Source organism: Bacillus haynesii (assembly GCF_014042035.1).
Classification (GTDB): Bacteria; Bacillota; Bacilli; order Bacillales; family Bacillaceae; genus Bacillus; species Bacillus haynesii.
In genome coordinates this window covers 306,799-321,812 of sequence record NZ_CP059494.1, presented here as the reverse complement: position 1 = coordinate 321,812, position 15,014 = coordinate 306,799, and the positions used below count along the sequence as shown (strand labels likewise).

Genomic DNA, 15,014 nt, shown 5'->3' with positions numbered 1-15,014 from the left:
TTAAGCGTTAAGGAAGCTCAATTTTTTTATTTTCTTTTGACTCCTTATACAGCACAATAATGTTTCCGATCGTCTGCACCAGTTCGGCACGAGCTCCTCCCGCCAGCGCTTCGGCTACTTCCTCTTTAGGCTGCTCGCAGTTTTGCAGCACGCTCACCTTGATCAATTCCCTGGCTTCAAGAGCTTCACTGATTTGTTTGACCATATTTTCGTTGACTCCGCCTTTGCCGACTTGAAAAATCGGTGACAGATGATGCGCTTCCCGGCGCAAATAGCGTTTTTGTTTTCCTGTTAGCATGATTTTCCTCCTAGTTGCTGCAATACAATTGATTTCATTTTTTCCATATTCGGCTCATGTCCAGTCCACAGCTCAAAGGCAAGGGCCGCCTGGCCGATGAACATGCCGACTCCGTCCAACGTTTTCAAGCCTTTTGCTTCAGCCTCCTGCAGCAGGGCCGTTTTCAGCGGATTGTAGATAATATCGCATACAAGGCACGTTTCTTTCGCATTCGTCAATGAAAGCGGGGCAGCTTCGATGTTCGGATGCATCCCGACCGACGTCGTTTGAATCACGATATCATATGCTGACAAGTCTGCTTCCGCTTCCTGCAACGACAAGGCACGTGCCTCTCCATCAAAATGCTGAGTGAATGCTAGTGCCTTTTCAGGCGTACGATTGGCAACGTCCAGCCGCTTCGGCATCTCAGCTGCCAGAGTGGTAAATATCGCCCTCGCCGCACCGCCGGCTCCGATCAACAGTATCGAGAGCTCAGAAAGCGGACGATCAAGGGATGGTTTCAGCGATTTAAGAAACCCTGCTCCATCTGTATTATATCCGACCAGCCCTTCTTTTTCTCTTCTGACAGTGTTTACCGCCCCGAGAGCTTCGGCGCTTTCATCAATACGGTCGAGATACTTCATGATCGCTACTTTATGGGGGACGGTCACATTAAACCCTTGAATGCCAAGGGCCCGCATGCCTTTCACAGCATCTTCAAGATCTTCATTTTCCACGAGAAAAGCGTGATAATGCCCTTTTAAAGAAAGATCCTCCAAAGCCGCATTATGGATGTCCGGAGACATGGAATGAGCCACCGGATTGCCAATCAGTCCGTATATCGGTTTCATAACTCTCTCCCCTTAGCACTTATATTAGAGATCTGCGCAAAAACACGTGAACGCCTTTAGGGGCGTGGGCGACAATTTTTTGGTTTGCCTCTTGGACGGTTACCCAGCCGAGGCCTGAGAACACAACGTCCGTTTTCGGCTCTTTAATCGTAAACGTATGTTTGACAAGCTCCGGAAACGAGTCAAGATCTTCTTTTGCAGGGGGAGCAAGCATTTCCCCAGCGTGCTTTTCATACAGCTGATCAGCATTTTCAAGCTTTGTTCTGTGAATCTTGAGTTCATTCGGCATATAGCATACAAACGAAGATCTGCCTCCGCTTGCATAATCAAGCCGCGACAATCCGCCGAAAAACAGCGTCTGTTCTTCGTTCAGCTGGAAGGTGCGGGGCTTCAGTTCCTTCTTCGGCGTCAATATTTTCAGATCGCGTTTCGCGACATAGTGCGCCATTTGATGATGGTTGATGATTCCCGGCGTATCATACATCGCCGATCCGTCATCCAGAGGAATTTCAATCGCATCAAGCGTCGTCCCCGGATATTGAGATGTCGTAATAATGTCGTCTTCTCCGGAAACCTCTTTAATAATCCGGTTGATAAATGTGGATTTCCCTACGTTCGTACATCCGACAACATATACATCTTTGCCTTGTCTGTTATGTTCGATCGCGTCGATCGCATCTTTCATCCCCTGCCCGCGCCCGGCGCTGACGAGCAGCACATCAACAGGCCTTAAGCCAAGCTCTTTCGCTTCGCGCTTCATCCAGTTCACAAGACGCTCGCGCTTGACTGATTTAGGAAGAATATCTGCTTTGTTTCCTATTAATAAGATCGGATTGCCTCCGACAAAGCGGTTGAGTCCGTTGATCCAGCTTCCGTTGAAATCAAAGATGTCGACGATTTTCACGATGAGCGAATCCGTTTCTCCGATGCCGTGCAGAATTTTCAAAAAATCATCGTCCGTCAGTGAAACATCCTGAATTTCGTTATAATTTTTCAATCTGAAGCAGCGCTGGCAGATGACGTTATCTTTTAACAGCGATGCTTCAGGCGCGTAGCCCAGTTTATTTTTATCTTCGGTTTGAATGGCGACTCCGCATCCGATACAAACTACCTTTTCCATTCTTTAATCCTCCCACTGAATATGGCCTTTCCGTTTTAAAGCGCTGAGAATTCTACGTTCCACCTGGCGGTTGAAACGCGTAAAAAAGCCGTCGGAAGCTGCCACAGGCACGACAAGAATGGTATGGAACCCATTGCGGTTCCCTCCCAGCACATCTGTCATAAGCTGATCTCCTATGACAACGACGTCTTCTTTTTTAAGACCCATATTTTTGACGGCTTTTCTGAAAGCTCTGCCCATCGGCTTTTTCGCTTTGTAAATAAACGGAATATTAAGCGGTTCAGAAAATATTTTGACGCGTTTTTCATTATTATTAGAGACAATTGTCACTTTAATGCCGTGCTCTTTCATCTCTTCAAACCACTCGATAAGACGCGGTGTCGCACTCGGCCTGTCCCATTCTACAAGCGTGTTGTCCAAATCCGTAATAATCCCTTTTACATTGCGCTCTTTTAGTTTTTCAGGGGTAATATGAAAAATATTTTTTACAAATTCATCCGGCAAAAAAAACTTTTTTAACACAAAGCCGCACCCTTTCCTTTCAATTACTGCTTCTTTTTTCAATGTGTCGAATCAAATCTAAAAGTGTCTTAAAAAATCGGCTGTTCGAAAAGTTTTCGACATATAATAGGATTCTTCAACAGGTGTGGATAAAATTACACACAGTATCCACTCATATTTCATCGACCTTTTATTAAATTATAAACATGATACCCACAAGTTATCCACTTTTTGGTGTGGATAACAGAACGATTGTTCTCGCCCAATATTCATGATAGATTATAGGTACTTCAAACAAAGATCATATAACTTAACATTTTATGCTTATTCCAAACAGGTTATTCCAATTTTCATAAGGAGGTGTCTTCCCCATTAAATGGGTACCGAGTATGAAAAAGCTGTCTGATGAACTTTTAATAGAATCATACATTAAAGCAAATGAGATGAATTTGAACCGCGAATTCATCGAGCTGATTGAAACTGAAATCAAAAGAAGGTCGCTCGGTCATCTGCTTTCCGTCTCTTCATAGCTCAAGCACTCCCGGGCGCTCTTGCCGCTTTTTTTCACTTAGGTTGATATTATATCACTTGAATAATACGCTTACTACTGTTTTTCATGAAAAAACACCTCTCTAAAAGAGGTGCTATTTGAAGAATCCGTGAGGACTAAGCCAGTAGAACCCGCCGATGACCAGCAGGACGACTAAAAGGACGACAACGAACGCATATCCGTATGCGGCGCCTGCATATCCGGGATAAGCCGGGTACGAACACGGACCAGCGGGAAAAGGATATCCCATCGCATCATTCCTCCTTTGGACTGTTATAGTAACAGCCTATGAAGAAAAAGGAGAAATGGCTAGGCCTTTTACTTAAATCAAGAAGTTTTTATGACTTTACTTTCATTAATTCCTTCAAAAATAATTCGCGCGCCTTTTGGGGTTAAGTGATTTCCCGATGGGTCGATAAACCCCGAATGGATCAGCTTCTCATCCGTAGCTCCACCTGCTTTTTTCACGATGTTTTTCCAGTTGTCGATTAGCGGAACATCAAGTTCACGCGCCGTTTCCCTTGTGACGTCATTATAGGAATCGTGCCATTTACGCGCTCCTCCGTATTTTTCAAACGAAGCAGCACGGTATCTTGCATAATAAAAGATGTTGTCTCCGCTTCCTTCGACGATCGGCAGGCACGTCATTAATATCGGCTCTATCCCGCGGCGGCGGCTTTCATTAACAAAATAATAGAGATTTTCTTTAAACCTTTTTTTGGATACGCGCGGCAGCCCTTTCGCAAGAATTGCTGCATCATTTGTTCCGAACATGATAAAAAGATATGCCGGCTGCTTATCCAGCACATCCTTCCTGAACCGAAACCTGGCGTCTTCCGTCGTTTCTCCGCCTATTCCTGCATTATTTATTTTGTACTGCCCTTGAAGGGAAGTCTGAAGTAAATTGACCCACTTTTCCGCTTTTGGATAATCGCGAAATTGCCAATTTGAGCCGCGTGTATTGCTGTCTCCAAATGCTACGACTTTTCTGGGATCGTCCTCTCCGCAGCCTGCAAGCAGAAGCAGAAAGACGAGGACCATCACCAAGCTTTTTTTCATTCGTTCCACCTCCAAAAGCCAATACTACGATCATATAGGAGAGAAGCCGCACTTTCAACGGGAGAAATCTCTGTCATCCTGCAAGCGTTTAGTCCTTGCTATGCCTTTAACCTGTCCCCCCTGTTTAAAAACATTCGTATTGGTTCACGGTTTTCCGACAAACAATGAATATGTTTTGACAGGTCGAAAGCCTAATTTTTCAGCGAGGCGAATCGATGCGTCGTTTTGCCGGTCGCAATCCCAGCGCGGTTTCAAACGATTCTCTATTGCATGCGCGATAAAGGCGCTGGCGCAGCGGACTGCAAACCCCCGTCCCCTGTAATCCGGGTGTGTTGCGATATCAACTTCGGCAAAGCGTTCCGAACAAAAAATGGAGACACATTCACTGGCGATCACACCTTCATGCAACACTTTAAACCCGAAACCGTTCTTCAAAAAACGGCCGGTCCCTCCCCAATATTCATCAGCGTATTTTTCAGTAAAATTCGCGCTTTTTTGAAGGTCATCTTCAGAAAATCTTTCAACCCCGTCAAATGCGGCGCCACAATCACGTTCCTCTTTTCCAAGGAAAAATGACACGCGCTCCATTTGCTGCAGCGGATCGCCAAGCCCCTCGATTAAAAAGTCATCCCACTTTTCGGAAGCCGAAAACACAGTAAAGCGCGCTCCGTTCCTCTGTTCATTCAAATAATGAAGCCACTGGCTTCTTCCGCTGTCCGGAACGTTTCCAGCGACATAATAAATCCCGGAAGCTGTCCGAAAAAGAGCAGTGGCCGGCGTGAGGAAATCATCGACATAGACGTTTCCTTCGATAAGTCCTTCAGCTATCGCATGCGCGAATGTCGGACTTTCTTCTGTTAACAAAATCTTTGCTTTTCGTTTTTCGCTCGATTTCAGTTCAATCATCATGACTCCCTCCCTCGAACTTGAGACCGATCGTCAAGCCCCGCTCGCTGATTCGGTGCCGTCTTCAATATTGCGGTCAAAGATAAAAACAGACACCGCAATATCCTCCTGAATTTTGATGTCTGTAAAAAGGTGCTCCAGCTTCGCTCCGATGAGCTGCTCCATTCCCTCCGGCACGTGATTGGAGTAGTGTTTCTGAATCAGGGTAGTCCTTGCGGCATGGACCATTTCCCTTCCCTCCGACGTGCTTGCAATAAATTGCTCGCTCGCCGTCAAATTGCCGTAAAGCGTCGAAACTGCCATATTGTCGACAAAGACCGTGCGAATCCGTTCAGGCCCCTTGCCAAACAGCTCTTTTCGAAGCTTGCGGATCATATCGTTGAATTCGTGGATTTTTTTAGACATCATTTATACCCCTTCCGTTTAAACCTTGCACCTGTCTCGATGTCCCCTTAGACATTTCACTTGGTTAAAATTTTCCTATTCTATTGAATTATAATCAATATCACTTTATAATAAAAGCCGGGCTGATGGATTTGTAATACTGTCGTGTTATGAATCTATCGAATTCTGACAATATAGGATTGGTCTGTTAGTAAGCTTTGCTAGTAAACTATTCCGCCATGTATGTTTATACCGCTTTCCGCGCCGGGGATCGGTATATATATACATGGCTTTTTTGATTTTGAAAAGATGATGGAGGGGAATAAAGATGGACGGAAAGCCAATCAGTGTCCGGATAGACGGCAAAGAAATTAAAGCAGCGGCCGGGGCAACCGTTTTAGACATATTGAACAAAAACGGGTTTGAACACCCGCAAATATGCCATGTTCCGGAGACGGATCCTATTCAAACGTGTGATACCTGTATTGTGGAAGCAGACGGAAAATTAAAACGGGCATGCTCCCTGCGGGCAGAAGACGGAATGACGGTCAGCCTGTCTGGAGAACGGGTCAAAGCAGCACAAAAAGAAGCAATGGACCGCCTGCTCGAAAACCATTTGCTTTATTGTACGGTATGCGACAACAACAACGGCAACTGTACGCTACATAATACGGCAGAAATGATGGGAATCGAAGAGCAGAAATACCCTTACACGCCTAAAGAAGACCCGTCTTGCGCAGTCGATATGTCTCACCCCTTTTACCGCTATGATCCGAATCAGTGCATCGCATGCGGACAATGTGTTGAAGTGTGCCAAAACCTGCAAGTCAATGAGACGCTCTCGATTGACTGGGAGCGTGAACGGCCGCGGGTGATCTGGGATGAAGGCGTTTCAATCAACGAGTCCTCATGCGTCAGCTGCGGGCAGTGTGTCACGGTCTGTCCGTGCAATGCGTTAATGGAAAAATCAATGCTTGGAAAAGCCGGTTTCATGACAGGCATCAAACCGGATGTCATGGAGCCGATGATCGACCTTGTCAAAGATGTAGAGCCGGGATACAGCAGCATCTTTGCCGTTTCAGAAGTCGAGGCGGCGATGCGCTCACAGCGGATCAAAAAGACAAAAACCGTCTGTACGTTTTGCGGTGTCGGCTGTTCATTTGAAGTATGGACAAAAGGCCGTGACATCTTAAAAATTCAGCCGGTGTCAGAAGCTCCCGTCAACGCCATCTCGACGTGCGTGAAAGGGAAATTCGGATGGGATTTTGTAAATGCGGAAGAACGTTTAACCAAACCGCTGATCCGCAAAAATGATGAATTTGTCGAATCGACTTGGGAAGAAGCGCTTGACTACGTCGCCCGCAGATTAGGCTCGATTCGGGAGCAGAGCGGAAAAGACGCCGTCGGGTTTATTTCGTCTTCAAAGATCACGAATGAAGAAAACTACTTGATGCAAAAGCTGGCGCGGCAAGTATTTGGCACTAACAATGTCGACAACTGCTCGCGGTACTGCCAGTCTCCGGCAACAGACGGATTGTTCCGCACAGTCGGCATGGGCGGCGATGCAGGCACCATTCGAGACATCGCGAAAGCAGGCCTCGTCATCATCGTCGGCGCCAATCCGGCCGAAGGCCACCCGGTACTGGCAACCCGTGTGAAGCGCGCCCATAAGCTTCACGGACAAAAGCTGATTGTCGCCGACCTTCGCAAAAACGAAATGGCCGAACGCTCGGATCTGTTCATCAGACCGCGGCAAGGAACTGATCAAGTATGGCTGATGGCCGTGACGAAGTATATGATCGACAAAGGCTGGCACGATCAGGCTTTCATTGATGAAAACGTCAATTTCTTTGAAGAATATAAGCAATCGCTTGAAACATACACCCTTGAATTTGCAGAAAAAATCACAGGCATCCATAAACAGACGCTGATCCAAATCGCTGAGATGATCCGCGACGCCGACGGAACATGCATTCTTTGGGGGATGGGGGTCACCCAAAACACAGGCGGTTCCGACACGTCCGCCGCGATTTCAAATCTGCTTTTAACTACCGGCAATTACCGCCGCCCGGGCGCAGGGGCGTACCCGCTCCGCGGCCACAACAATGTCCAAGGCGCCTGTGACATGGGAACGCTTCCCGGCTGGCTTCCGGGATATCAGCACATTACAGATGACAAAGCGCGGAAAAAGTTCGAACAAGCTTACGGCACAACAATCGACAATAAACCTGGACTTGACAACATCGAAATGCTTCACGCCGTTGAAGAAGGTAAAATGAAAGCCATGTATATCGTCGGAGAAGATATGGCTTTAGTCGATTCAAACGCAAACCGGGTCCATGACATTTTATCAAGCCTTGATTTCCTTGTGGTTCAGGATATGTTCCTTTCGAAAACAGCCCAATACGCCGACGTTGTTTTGCCTGCGTCAGCTTCGCTTGAAAAAGAAGGAACTTTTACAAACACGGAAAGACGCGTCCAGCGATTGTATCAGGCGCTTCCGCCGCTCGGAGACGCAAAGCCCGACTGGGTCATCATTCAAAACATCGCAAACCGGCTTGGAGCTGACTGGCATTACAGCCACCCGGGAGACATTTTTTCAGAAATGGCAAGCCTGTCTCCGCTGTTCGCCAAGGCGGATTATGACGCAATTGAAGGATGGAACAGCTTCCTGTGGGGCAGCCTGACCGGAGAAAGCACGCCTCTTTTGTATGAAGACGGCTTTAATTTCCCTGATCGGAAAGCCCGCTTTGCCCTCGCAGACTGGACAAAGCCTGCCGAATTTCCTGAAGAGTACGACCTTCACATTAACAACGGCAGAATGCTGGAGCATTTTCACGAAGGCAATATGACGAACAAATCGGCAGGCATCCAGGCGAAAGTGCCGGACGTCTTTGTTGAAGTCTCTCCTAAGCTCGCCAAAGAACGGGGCGTCTGTGACGGATCGCAGGTCAGACTGATCTCGCCGTTTGGCGCCGTAAAATTAACCGCGCTTGTGACAGACCGGGTCAGAGCCAACGAATTGTATCTGCCGATGAACTCGACAGATAAAGAATCTGCGATCAATTTCTTGACAGGTCCCGCAGTAGATGCGCGCACCAATACACCTGCTTACAAGCAGACCAAAGTGCGTATGGAAGTGCTCGGCGCATGTGCAGAACCGCCGCTTCCGAAAACAAATCCGCGCAATAAGAAACGCCATCCGCAAAACGGAGCCGAAGTCGAGCGGAAATGGAAACGTCCGGGATACGTTCATTTAACAGACTAAATCAAAAGGAGGTCATCTCACATGGCAGCTCCCATCACCGCCATCCGCAAAGAAGACAAATCTGAGGAGCAAATGAAGCTCGAAAAACTTGAAGAACTCAAATCCCTTTTGGCTGAACAGGAAGCCGCCGTTTCAAAAACGATGAAGCTTCTCGGCGAACTGAACGGCCTCGGGGTTCTTGATGCCGCAGACAGCATGATCGGCGCGAAGGAAGACATTGCCAAAATCGTCCTCGGCCAGCTGTCCAAAGAGCCAGCCAAAAACTTGATGAATACAGCAATTGCAGCGGGCGGCGCCCTCTCCAAAGCCGAACCGGAAGTCATGGGGAAACTGACAGAAAGCATCGTCGCCGGCACAAAACAAGGAGAGGACTTTTTAAAAAGCGATAAAAAAACCGGGGTCCTCGATCTGCTGAAAGCTATGAACGACCCGGACATCAACCGAGCCGTCGGCTTCGGCCTGCAATTTTTAAAAGGCATGGGAAAAGCACTGAAAGACTAACAAATAAGAAAACCGGCTCAACATTTGTACTTTGAGCCGGTTTTTTTGATAGAAGCACTCGCTTTCTATCGCCTCATTTGCTGTGTGTTTCATCTTTTTTATTCAGCGATTCTTTTAAAATATTAAAAACTGCCACCGCAATAACGACAGTCATTAAACCTGTCGTCAGCGGGTTTGGGAAGGTTTCCTGAACCCCGATCATGACCACGCTCAGCACAATCAACGAAAGTATGAAAAGACGTTTGTTTTTCATCTGCCGCACCGGACTGACTGATTGATAGCGTTTACCATATGGTGAACCGTCCGGCACCTTCACCCCCTTACCTTTATTATCGCGCTCTTGTTAACTTTTGTAAATGTTTAAAAAATGGAAGCGATTGCATTAGAATCGTCATCACCGGCGAAAACAAGCTACTTCATGCCGAACAGAACGCCGGAATATTTGGCAGTCCGGCAATTTTGCCGCGTACAGACACAGACATCCCCCCTCCCACATACATTTACATATAGGCTTCTGCCTACATACATTATGTGGAGGTGCCGATAATGACAGGTGTTTTTGCAGCGCTCGGTTATGTCATCAAGGAACTCGTTTTTTTAGTATCATATGTGAAAAACAATGCCTTTCCACAACCGCTGTCAAGCAGTGACGAAAAAAAGTACTTGGAGCTGATGGCCCAGGGGGATGAACACGCGAGAAACATGCTGATCGAGCATAACCTCCGGCTTGTCGCCCACATCGTCAAAAAATTCGAGAACACAGGCGAGGATGCAGAAGACCTGATTTCCATCGGAACGATCGGGCTGATCAAAGCGATCGAAAGCTATTCAGCCGGAAAAGGAACGAAGCTCGCCACTTATGCGGCGCGTTGTATAGAAAATGAGATCCTCATGCATTTGCGCGCATTGAAAAAAACGAAAAAAGACGTCTCCCTCCATGACCCGATCGGCCAGGACAAAGAGGGCAACGAAATCAGCCTCATTGATGTCCTCAAATCGGAAAACGAAGACGTCATCGACACCATCCAGCTCAATATGGAGCTTGAAAAAGTGAAAAAATACATCGACATCCTGGACGGCAGAGAAAAAGAAGTCATCGTCGGCCGCTTCGGCCTTGATTTGAAGAAAGAGAAAACGCAGCGCGAAATTGCGAAGGAGCTTGGGATTTCGCGGAGCTATGTGTCGCGGATTGAGAAGCGCGCGCTGATGAAGATGTTTCATGAGTTTTACCGGGCGGAGAAGGAGAAGCGGAAGAAGGCGAAGGGGAAGTGATGCCGAAGAAAAGGCCGGAGAATAAAATCCGGCCTCTTTTTATGGATCTTTACGTGAATAAACCTTTTATAAGCAGCCTCAAAAACCTAAATGTAGCAAACGGAAACTAGATACTATCTTCGAATAAATCCGATTACCAATACAAAAAACCATCTTATTTAACTACGTTAATTACTTTTGTGGAAGAAAAGAATAAACATATGTATCATATACCTTTCCGTTTTGATACATATATCTTTTTAAAATACCCTCTTTTTGAAATCCCATCTTTGTCAATAAGTTGTTTGAAGCTGCATTTTCAATAAACACAACCGCACCTATTCTTGTTAAACCTAAAGTTTCAGAGGCATATGAAAGGATTTTGGATAATGCCTCGGACATATATCCCTTTCTCCAGTGATTCGGGTGAATTTCATAACCTATTTCTGCACGTTTGTGTTTTGGAGACCACGCGTTTAATCCAATTGTCCCAATCAACCCTCCTTCGCCTTTTCTTTCAATTCCCCAACGAATTCCTTTTTTCTCTTCAAAGTTTTTAGCGAAAAAATCCACAAAACCTTTTGCTTGATCAATAGTTTCCAACGAGTCTTGGCCATAAAAACGTGTGACATTATCATTCGAAAAACAAGCAAAAATTCCCTCTGCATCATCGTAAGTTATTTCTCTTAAAATTAGTCTTTCTGTTTCTAGAGTAGGAAACATTCAACCTTCCTCCTGTCTATCTTCCAACACAACACTTTTCAATATATCAAACCTTTAACTAACACAGTCTCATATTCCAAAATTATAACAAAAACGAACAATAATTACTTTTATTAATGAAAGTAGGCTCAGTAAAAAACAGATAACCTCCAAGTGGCACAGCCTCATCGATGTCCTCAATCAGAAAACGAAGACGTCATCGACACCGCCCAGCTCAGGCACAGAGCTTGAAAAAGTGAAAAAATACATCGACATCCTCGACGGCAGAGAAAAAGAAGTCATCGTCGGCCGCTTCGGCCTTGATTTGAAAAAAGAAAAAACACAGCGCGAAATCGCGAAAGAACTCGGGATTTCGCGGAGCTATGTGTCCCGGATTGAGAAGCGTGCGCTGATGAAAATGTTTTATGAGTTTTAACGGGCGGAGAAGGAGAAGCGGAAGAAGGGGAAATGAAGAAGAAGCCGGTCCAGAAGTTCCGGCTTCTCTTTTATTTCACCAGGCCCTCAACCTAGTAAAAAGTCTATCTCTATTGCAATTTATTTGACTTATACCAATTCAAGTCATTTTTATTTATTCTGGGCAGTTCATGAGCTTTTTCAGCAAGAGCTTTACTGAAACAAAGCCCCTTATACCGTTTGATTTTTTGACGCACCCAGACCGAATATGAACAGCAAAATACTGACCATAAGCAACAGTAATATTGGGAGGTTCCAGCTTGCCGTGACATCATGGAGCAAACCAAACAAGGTCGGTCCTGTTGCAGCCAGCAAATATCCGACAGATTGGGACATACCAGACAAAGAAGCCGCATCGGTGGCATCTTTCGTCCGCAAGCTTAAAAAGATCATAGCCAAACTGAACGCACATCCCCCAGCAATTCCGAGTAAAATTGTCCATAACAAAATAAGTGCATTATCGCCGAAATAAAGGCCACCCAATGAAACAAAAAACAGGACAGTCATGATGACAACCAGCAAACGCTGGTTCTTCATGCGTCCCGCAACGATTGGTACGATGAATGATACGGGAAGCGAAGCGAATTGAAATAGCGATAGCATCCAGCCAGCGCTGTCTTCATTCAAGCCCCGGCTTGTCATGACTTCAGGTAACCAAGCGATCAATACATAGAAAAGCAGAGACTGCAATCCCATAAAAAGTGTAATGATCCATGCCAACGGTGAACGCCACAGACTTCGCCGCGTCGACGCACCGCTAGTTGTTATCCTGGCTGACGCGTGACTCGCCCGCGCTTTAGGAAACCAGAATAGTGCGGCTATCAGAGCGAGCAGGCCCCAGATCCCAAGTGCGCCATTCCAGCCAAAACCGAGATTGCGGGCGAGCGGGACGCTTACACCAGAGGCTATCGCACCGCATAAATTCATCGATACTGAATACAGCCCTGTCATAAAACCGACATTATGAGAAAAATCCCGTTTAACCAGACTTGGAATTAGCACGTTGCACACTGCAATCGCGAGCCCAAGCAAAACGGTGCCTGCAAACAAAGGAACTGTTGCGGTCAGAGAGCGGACAGCGATACCTATCATGAGCAGAACCAATGCATAAAGTATGATCCGTTCCATCCCGAAGCGGCGCGCCAAGATAGGCGCGAAGGGGGAAAGAAGCGAGAAAGCAAGCAACGGCAATGTCGTGAGCAAGCCTGCCGCAGTATTTGATAATCCAAGGGACTCGCGAATCGATCCTACCAGTGGGCCTACCGATGTTAGCGGTGACCGCATCGTCAGTGAAATAAGGACAATGCCTATGATGATCGGCAAACTCAATGAGAACGAAAGCTTTGCCTCAGTTGGCTTCGTACCACTTTGTACGCTCATAGCCGCTCCCCCTCTTCACCGGCAATAACATCCTTGGATTCCTCGATATAGCGATGAACTGCTTCCACGGCACGAGCGGCGTCCTGACCAACAATCGCTTCGACCAGTTGCCGGTGCATTTCCAAGAAATCCGCATCGACTTCATAACGGGTCAGACTTGTGATCGAATCTTGTAACGCTTCGGCGATATGGCTATATATTTCAATCAATATTTCATTATGAGACGCCTTGACAATATTTTGATGCAGATCAATATCGGCCGCTACAAAGCTATCAATGTCACCGAGTTCTGCCGCTGCCTCGCAGCGTTCCAGCTGGAGAAGAAGGTCGCGCGCCTCGTCGTCGGTTCTGCGTTGTGCAGCTAGATGAGCTCCCTCTCGTTCGAGTGCATACCGAACTTCTAATGTTTGCAGTGTATCTGATCGCAAAATGCGTTTTTTCAACACGGCCCCCAAGGCACTTGAAGAACAGACATAAGTTCCGTCACCTTGTTTCGTCTTCAAGAGTCCCGCATGTATCAATGCCCGAATGGCTTCCCTTAATGTATTGCGGCTAACATTCAGCTCGTTCATCAATTCCGGCTCAGCAGGAATGCGCATCCCGACACCCCACTTTCCAGATTCGATCATACTTTCCATTTGTAGTGCGACTTGCTCAACCAGCGTCTGCCGGTTTGTTTTCTGAAGCATGTGTCTATCCTCCTGTAATGTTTTTATCAAACATAGGATGTTTGGTTATTTGGTATTTTATCATGCCTATGAGATTAAGACAACAAAATCAGTCAATTCTTTATTACTACAAAAACAGATAGCCTGCGAATGTAAAGTTAAATACCTTTTCATGGTAAAATGATTGAGCCTTAGAAAAATAAAAAGACCGCAAAGCTTTCCTAAAGAAGCGTTACGGTCTTTGGGTCTTCTTTTTTTGCTTCGTATAAGTCAATGGATTTCCAGCGCGGAATACACTGCACATACATTGATTGGATTCCTCTTTCAGTGAATGTTATTCAATCCGTTTCGGGCTGAAATGCGTGTTGATGTTCTTCTGCTTTACTATTTAATATGCGATAGCTGGACCCTCCAATATGAAGCGGAATATCCAGCTTCTCTAAATTTGGCATTCCATTTCTTAAGAAAAGCTCTTTATCTTGATATCTCTGTAAAACTTCTCCCACAATCCACTCTTGATCGCCCAAAGTGGAAATACTGTGTACTTTACACTCATAAGCAAAATACGCATCAGTTAAAATCGGTATCTCAGCTTTTAGTCCTTCTTCGTATTGAATATGAAATGCTTCAAACTTATTTAAATCTCTGCCGCTATAGGTGCCTAATGCTTGAATGAGTTCCGAACATCTCCCTGGAAGAAAATTCACACCGAAAACGCCACTTTTCTCAATCAATTTGAAAGTATATGTCTCTTTGTTTAATGATATCCCATACATTCCGGGAGAAGATCCAATATACGTATGCCACCCGGAAGCCATTGCGTTTTTTTCACCTTCATATTGTGCCGTAACGACAGCTACCATGCCGGGGTAGGCGTACCAAATTGGTTCATCTATCGGTGCTCTCATCTTCACCGCTCCTTTTCGTTTAAATTCATTTTTTATTAGAATTTGAGAGGCTCGCATCTAAATCGACATGTTCTTCTTCAAATGGACCGTTTGTTTTAGCTGCAAGCCAATTTAATAAATGGGCTCCCAGCAGGTTGTTTCCGACTTGCCATTGCGGCATGAGTAACCAAAGCGGCTTATTTTCTGCCATTTATACATCCTTCCTTTCAACTAT

18 protein-coding genes and 1 pseudogene are annotated in these 15,014 nt (G+C 46.0%); 5 read left to right on the top strand and 14 right to left on the bottom strand.

Annotated elements, in window-relative coordinates; all coding sequences use genetic code 11:
• Nucleotides 1–7: 7 nt before the first annotated feature.
• The 4 genes from yhbY to H2R00_RS01590 are packed head-to-tail and all read right to left on the bottom strand — an operon-like array spanning nt 8 to nt 2,770.
• Nucleotides 8–298, bottom strand: coding sequence for a ribosome assembly RNA-binding protein YhbY (gene yhbY / locus H2R00_RS01605; RefSeq protein WP_003183704.1), 291 nt, complete (start codon nt 296–298; stop codon nt 8–10).
• A complete protein-coding gene (aroE, locus tag H2R00_RS01600; RefSeq protein ID WP_154994407.1) occupies nt 292–1,128 on the bottom strand; it encodes a shikimate dehydrogenase in 837 nt (278 codons plus the stop codon). Before aroE ends, yhbY begins: the two co-directional genes overlap by 7 nt.
• Nucleotides 1,129–1,147: 19 nt before the next feature.
• On the bottom strand, nt 1,148–2,248 hold the full coding sequence (gene yqeH / locus H2R00_RS01595) for a ribosome biogenesis GTPase YqeH (RefSeq protein WP_182070342.1): 1,101 nt from the start codon (nt 2,246–2,248) through the stop codon (nt 1,148–1,150).
• Nucleotides 2,249–2,251: 3 nt separating this feature from the next.
• Nucleotides 2,252–2,770, bottom strand: coding sequence for a YqeG family HAD IIIA-type phosphatase (locus tag H2R00_RS01590; RefSeq protein WP_020452282.1), 519 nt, complete (start codon nt 2,768–2,770; stop codon nt 2,252–2,254).
• Nucleotides 2,771–3,138: 368 nt separating this feature from the next.
• Here H2R00_RS01590 and sda point away from each other — a divergent pair, with 368 nt between their 5' ends.
• Nucleotides 3,139–3,279: a sporulation histidine kinase inhibitor Sda gene (gene sda / locus H2R00_RS01585; RefSeq protein WP_003183713.1), complete on the top strand. Its 141-nt coding sequence runs from the start codon at nt 3,139–3,141 to the stop codon at nt 3,277–3,279.
• A 114-nt stretch (nt 3,280–3,393) separates the two neighbouring features.
• Here sda and H2R00_RS01580 read toward each other — a convergent pair whose 3' ends face one another.
• From H2R00_RS01580 to H2R00_RS01565, 4 genes are all read right to left on the bottom strand, one after another.
• Nucleotides 3,394–3,549 carry a hypothetical protein gene (locus H2R00_RS01580; RefSeq protein ID WP_023855260.1) on the bottom strand — a complete coding sequence of 52 codons (156 nt, stop codon included), beginning with the start codon at nt 3,547–3,549 and terminating at the stop codon, nt 3,394–3,396.
• Nucleotides 3,550–3,626: 77 nt separating this feature from the next.
• The gene (locus H2R00_RS01575) at nt 3,627–4,358 is read right to left on the bottom strand and encodes an SGNH/GDSL hydrolase family protein (RefSeq protein WP_182070341.1); all 732 of its coding nucleotides are present in this window, start codon (nt 4,356–4,358) and stop codon (nt 3,627–3,629) included.
• Between the two features lie 144 nt (nt 4,359–4,502).
• Nucleotides 4,503–5,267, bottom strand: a complete 765-nt coding sequence (locus H2R00_RS01570) for a GNAT family N-acetyltransferase (RefSeq protein WP_244958266.1) — start codon at nt 5,265–5,267, stop codon at nt 4,503–4,505.
• A gap of 30 nt (nt 5,268–5,297) precedes the next feature.
• Nucleotides 5,298–5,669, bottom strand: a complete 372-nt coding sequence (locus tag H2R00_RS01565; protein ID WP_154994516.1) for a Na-translocating system protein MpsC family protein — start codon at nt 5,667–5,669, stop codon at nt 5,298–5,300.
• A 307-nt stretch (nt 5,670–5,976) separates the two neighbouring features.
• Here H2R00_RS01565 and fdhF point away from each other — a divergent pair, with 307 nt between their 5' ends.
• Both fdhF and H2R00_RS01555 read left to right on the top strand, forming a co-directional pair.
• Nucleotides 5,977–8,916 carry a formate dehydrogenase subunit alpha gene (gene fdhF / locus H2R00_RS01560; RefSeq protein WP_182070340.1) on the top strand — a complete coding sequence of 980 codons (2,940 nt, stop codon included), beginning with the start codon at nt 5,977–5,979 and terminating at the stop codon, nt 8,914–8,916.
• Between the two features lie 21 nt (nt 8,917–8,937).
• The gene (locus tag H2R00_RS01555) at nt 8,938–9,417 is read left to right on the top strand and encodes a helical membrane plugin domain-containing protein (RefSeq protein WP_154994415.1); all 480 of its coding nucleotides are present in this window, start codon (nt 8,938–8,940) and stop codon (nt 9,415–9,417) included.
• A gap of 73 nt (nt 9,418–9,490) precedes the next feature.
• Here H2R00_RS01555 and H2R00_RS01550 read toward each other — a convergent pair whose 3' ends face one another.
• Entirely contained in the window at nt 9,491–9,727 is a 237-nt protein-coding gene (locus H2R00_RS01550; RefSeq protein ID WP_154994417.1) for a hypothetical protein, read from the bottom strand.
• A gap of 236 nt (nt 9,728–9,963) precedes the next feature.
• Here H2R00_RS01550 and sigK point away from each other — a divergent pair, with 236 nt between their 5' ends.
• Nucleotides 9,964–10,689, top strand: a complete 726-nt coding sequence (sigK, locus tag H2R00_RS01545; RefSeq protein WP_003183729.1) for an RNA polymerase sporulation sigma factor SigK — start codon at nt 9,964–9,966, stop codon at nt 10,687–10,689.
• Between the two features lie 171 nt (nt 10,690–10,860).
• Here the strand turns inward: sigK and H2R00_RS01540 are convergent, their stop codons facing one another.
• A complete protein-coding gene (locus tag H2R00_RS01540) occupies nt 10,861–11,391 on the bottom strand; it encodes a GNAT family N-acetyltransferase (protein ID WP_154994421.1) in 531 nt (176 codons plus the stop codon).
• A 160-nt stretch (nt 11,392–11,551) separates the two neighbouring features.
• Here H2R00_RS01540 and H2R00_RS01535 point away from each other — a divergent pair.
• Nucleotides 11,552–11,806 (top strand): annotated as a pseudogene (locus tag H2R00_RS01535) (sigma-70 family RNA polymerase sigma factor); the annotation flags it as partial.
• Nucleotides 11,807–12,015: 209 nt separating this feature from the next.
• On the opposite strand, the gene H2R00_RS01530 reads toward H2R00_RS01535, so the two are convergent.
• The 4 genes from H2R00_RS01530 to H2R00_RS01515 form a co-directional block, all read right to left on the bottom strand.
• Entirely contained in the window at nt 12,016–13,224 is a 1,209-nt protein-coding gene (locus H2R00_RS01530) for a CynX/NimT family MFS transporter (protein ID WP_182070339.1), read from the bottom strand.
• Nucleotides 13,221–13,913 (bottom strand): FadR/GntR family transcriptional regulator, encoded by a 693-nt coding sequence (locus tag H2R00_RS01525; RefSeq protein WP_182070338.1) that lies wholly within the window; start codon nt 13,911–13,913, stop codon nt 13,221–13,223. The genes H2R00_RS01530 and H2R00_RS01525 overlap by 4 nt, the downstream gene beginning before the upstream one ends.
• 317 nt (nt 13,914–14,230) lie before the next feature.
• Nucleotides 14,231–14,800 carry a flavin reductase family protein gene (locus H2R00_RS01520; RefSeq protein WP_182070337.1) on the bottom strand — a complete coding sequence of 190 codons (570 nt, stop codon included), beginning with the start codon at nt 14,798–14,800 and terminating at the stop codon, nt 14,231–14,233.
• A gap of 25 nt (nt 14,801–14,825) precedes the next feature.
• Nucleotides 14,826–14,990 (bottom strand): arginase, encoded by a 165-nt coding sequence (locus tag H2R00_RS01515; RefSeq protein ID WP_244958265.1) that lies wholly within the window; start codon nt 14,988–14,990, stop codon nt 14,826–14,828.
• Nucleotides 14,991–15,014 lie beyond the last annotated feature (24 nt).

What these genes read in the sequence shown, in the direction of transcription:
- H2R00_RS01540 (WP_154994421.1), bottom strand. Translation starts at nt 11,391, where the DNA reads ATGTTTCCTACTCTAGAAACAGAAAGACTAATTTTAAGAGAAATAACT.
- yhbY (WP_003183704.1), bottom strand. Translation starts at nt 298, where the DNA reads ATGCTAACAGGAAAACAAAAACGCTATTTGCGCCGGGAAGCGCATCAT.
- H2R00_RS01530 (WP_182070339.1), bottom strand. Translation starts at nt 13,224, where the DNA reads ATGAGCGTACAAAGTGGTACGAAGCCAACTGAGGCAAAGCTTTCGTTC.
- yqeH (WP_182070342.1), bottom strand. Translation starts at nt 2,248, where the DNA reads ATGGAAAAGGTAGTTTGTATCGGATGCGGAGTCGCCATTCAAACCGAA.
- sigK (WP_003183729.1), top strand. Translation starts at nt 9,964, where the DNA reads ATGACAGGTGTTTTTGCAGCGCTCGGTTATGTCATCAAGGAACTCGTT.
- H2R00_RS01515 (WP_244958265.1), bottom strand. Translation starts at nt 14,990, where the DNA reads ATGGCAGAAAATAAGCCGCTTTGGTTACTCATGCCGCAATGGCAAGTC.
- H2R00_RS01520 (WP_182070337.1), bottom strand. Translation starts at nt 14,800, where the DNA reads ATGAGAGCACCGATAGATGAACCAATTTGGTACGCCTACCCCGGCATG.
- aroE (WP_154994407.1), bottom strand. Translation starts at nt 1,128, where the DNA reads ATGAAACCGATATACGGACTGATTGGCAATCCGGTGGCTCATTCCATG.
- H2R00_RS01525 (WP_182070338.1), bottom strand. Translation starts at nt 13,913, where the DNA reads ATGCTTCAGAAAACAAACCGGCAGACGCTGGTTGAGCAAGTCGCACTA.
- sda (WP_003183713.1), top strand. Translation starts at nt 3,139, where the DNA reads ATGAAAAAGCTGTCTGATGAACTTTTAATAGAATCATACATTAAAGCA.
- fdhF (WP_182070340.1), top strand. Translation starts at nt 5,977, where the DNA reads ATGGACGGAAAGCCAATCAGTGTCCGGATAGACGGCAAAGAAATTAAA.
- H2R00_RS01580 (WP_023855260.1), bottom strand. Translation starts at nt 3,549, where the DNA reads ATGGGATATCCTTTTCCCGCTGGTCCGTGTTCGTACCCGGCTTATCCC.
- H2R00_RS01565 (WP_154994516.1), bottom strand. Translation starts at nt 5,669, where the DNA reads ATGTCTAAAAAAATCCACGAATTCAACGATATGATCCGCAAGCTTCGA.
- H2R00_RS01555 (WP_154994415.1), top strand. Translation starts at nt 8,938, where the DNA reads ATGGCAGCTCCCATCACCGCCATCCGCAAAGAAGACAAATCTGAGGAG.
- H2R00_RS01570 (WP_244958266.1), bottom strand. Translation starts at nt 5,267, where the DNA reads ATGATGATTGAACTGAAATCGAGCGAAAAACGAAAAGCAAAGATTTTG.
- H2R00_RS01575 (WP_182070341.1), bottom strand. Translation starts at nt 4,358, where the DNA reads ATGAAAAAAAGCTTGGTGATGGTCCTCGTCTTTCTGCTTCTGCTTGCA.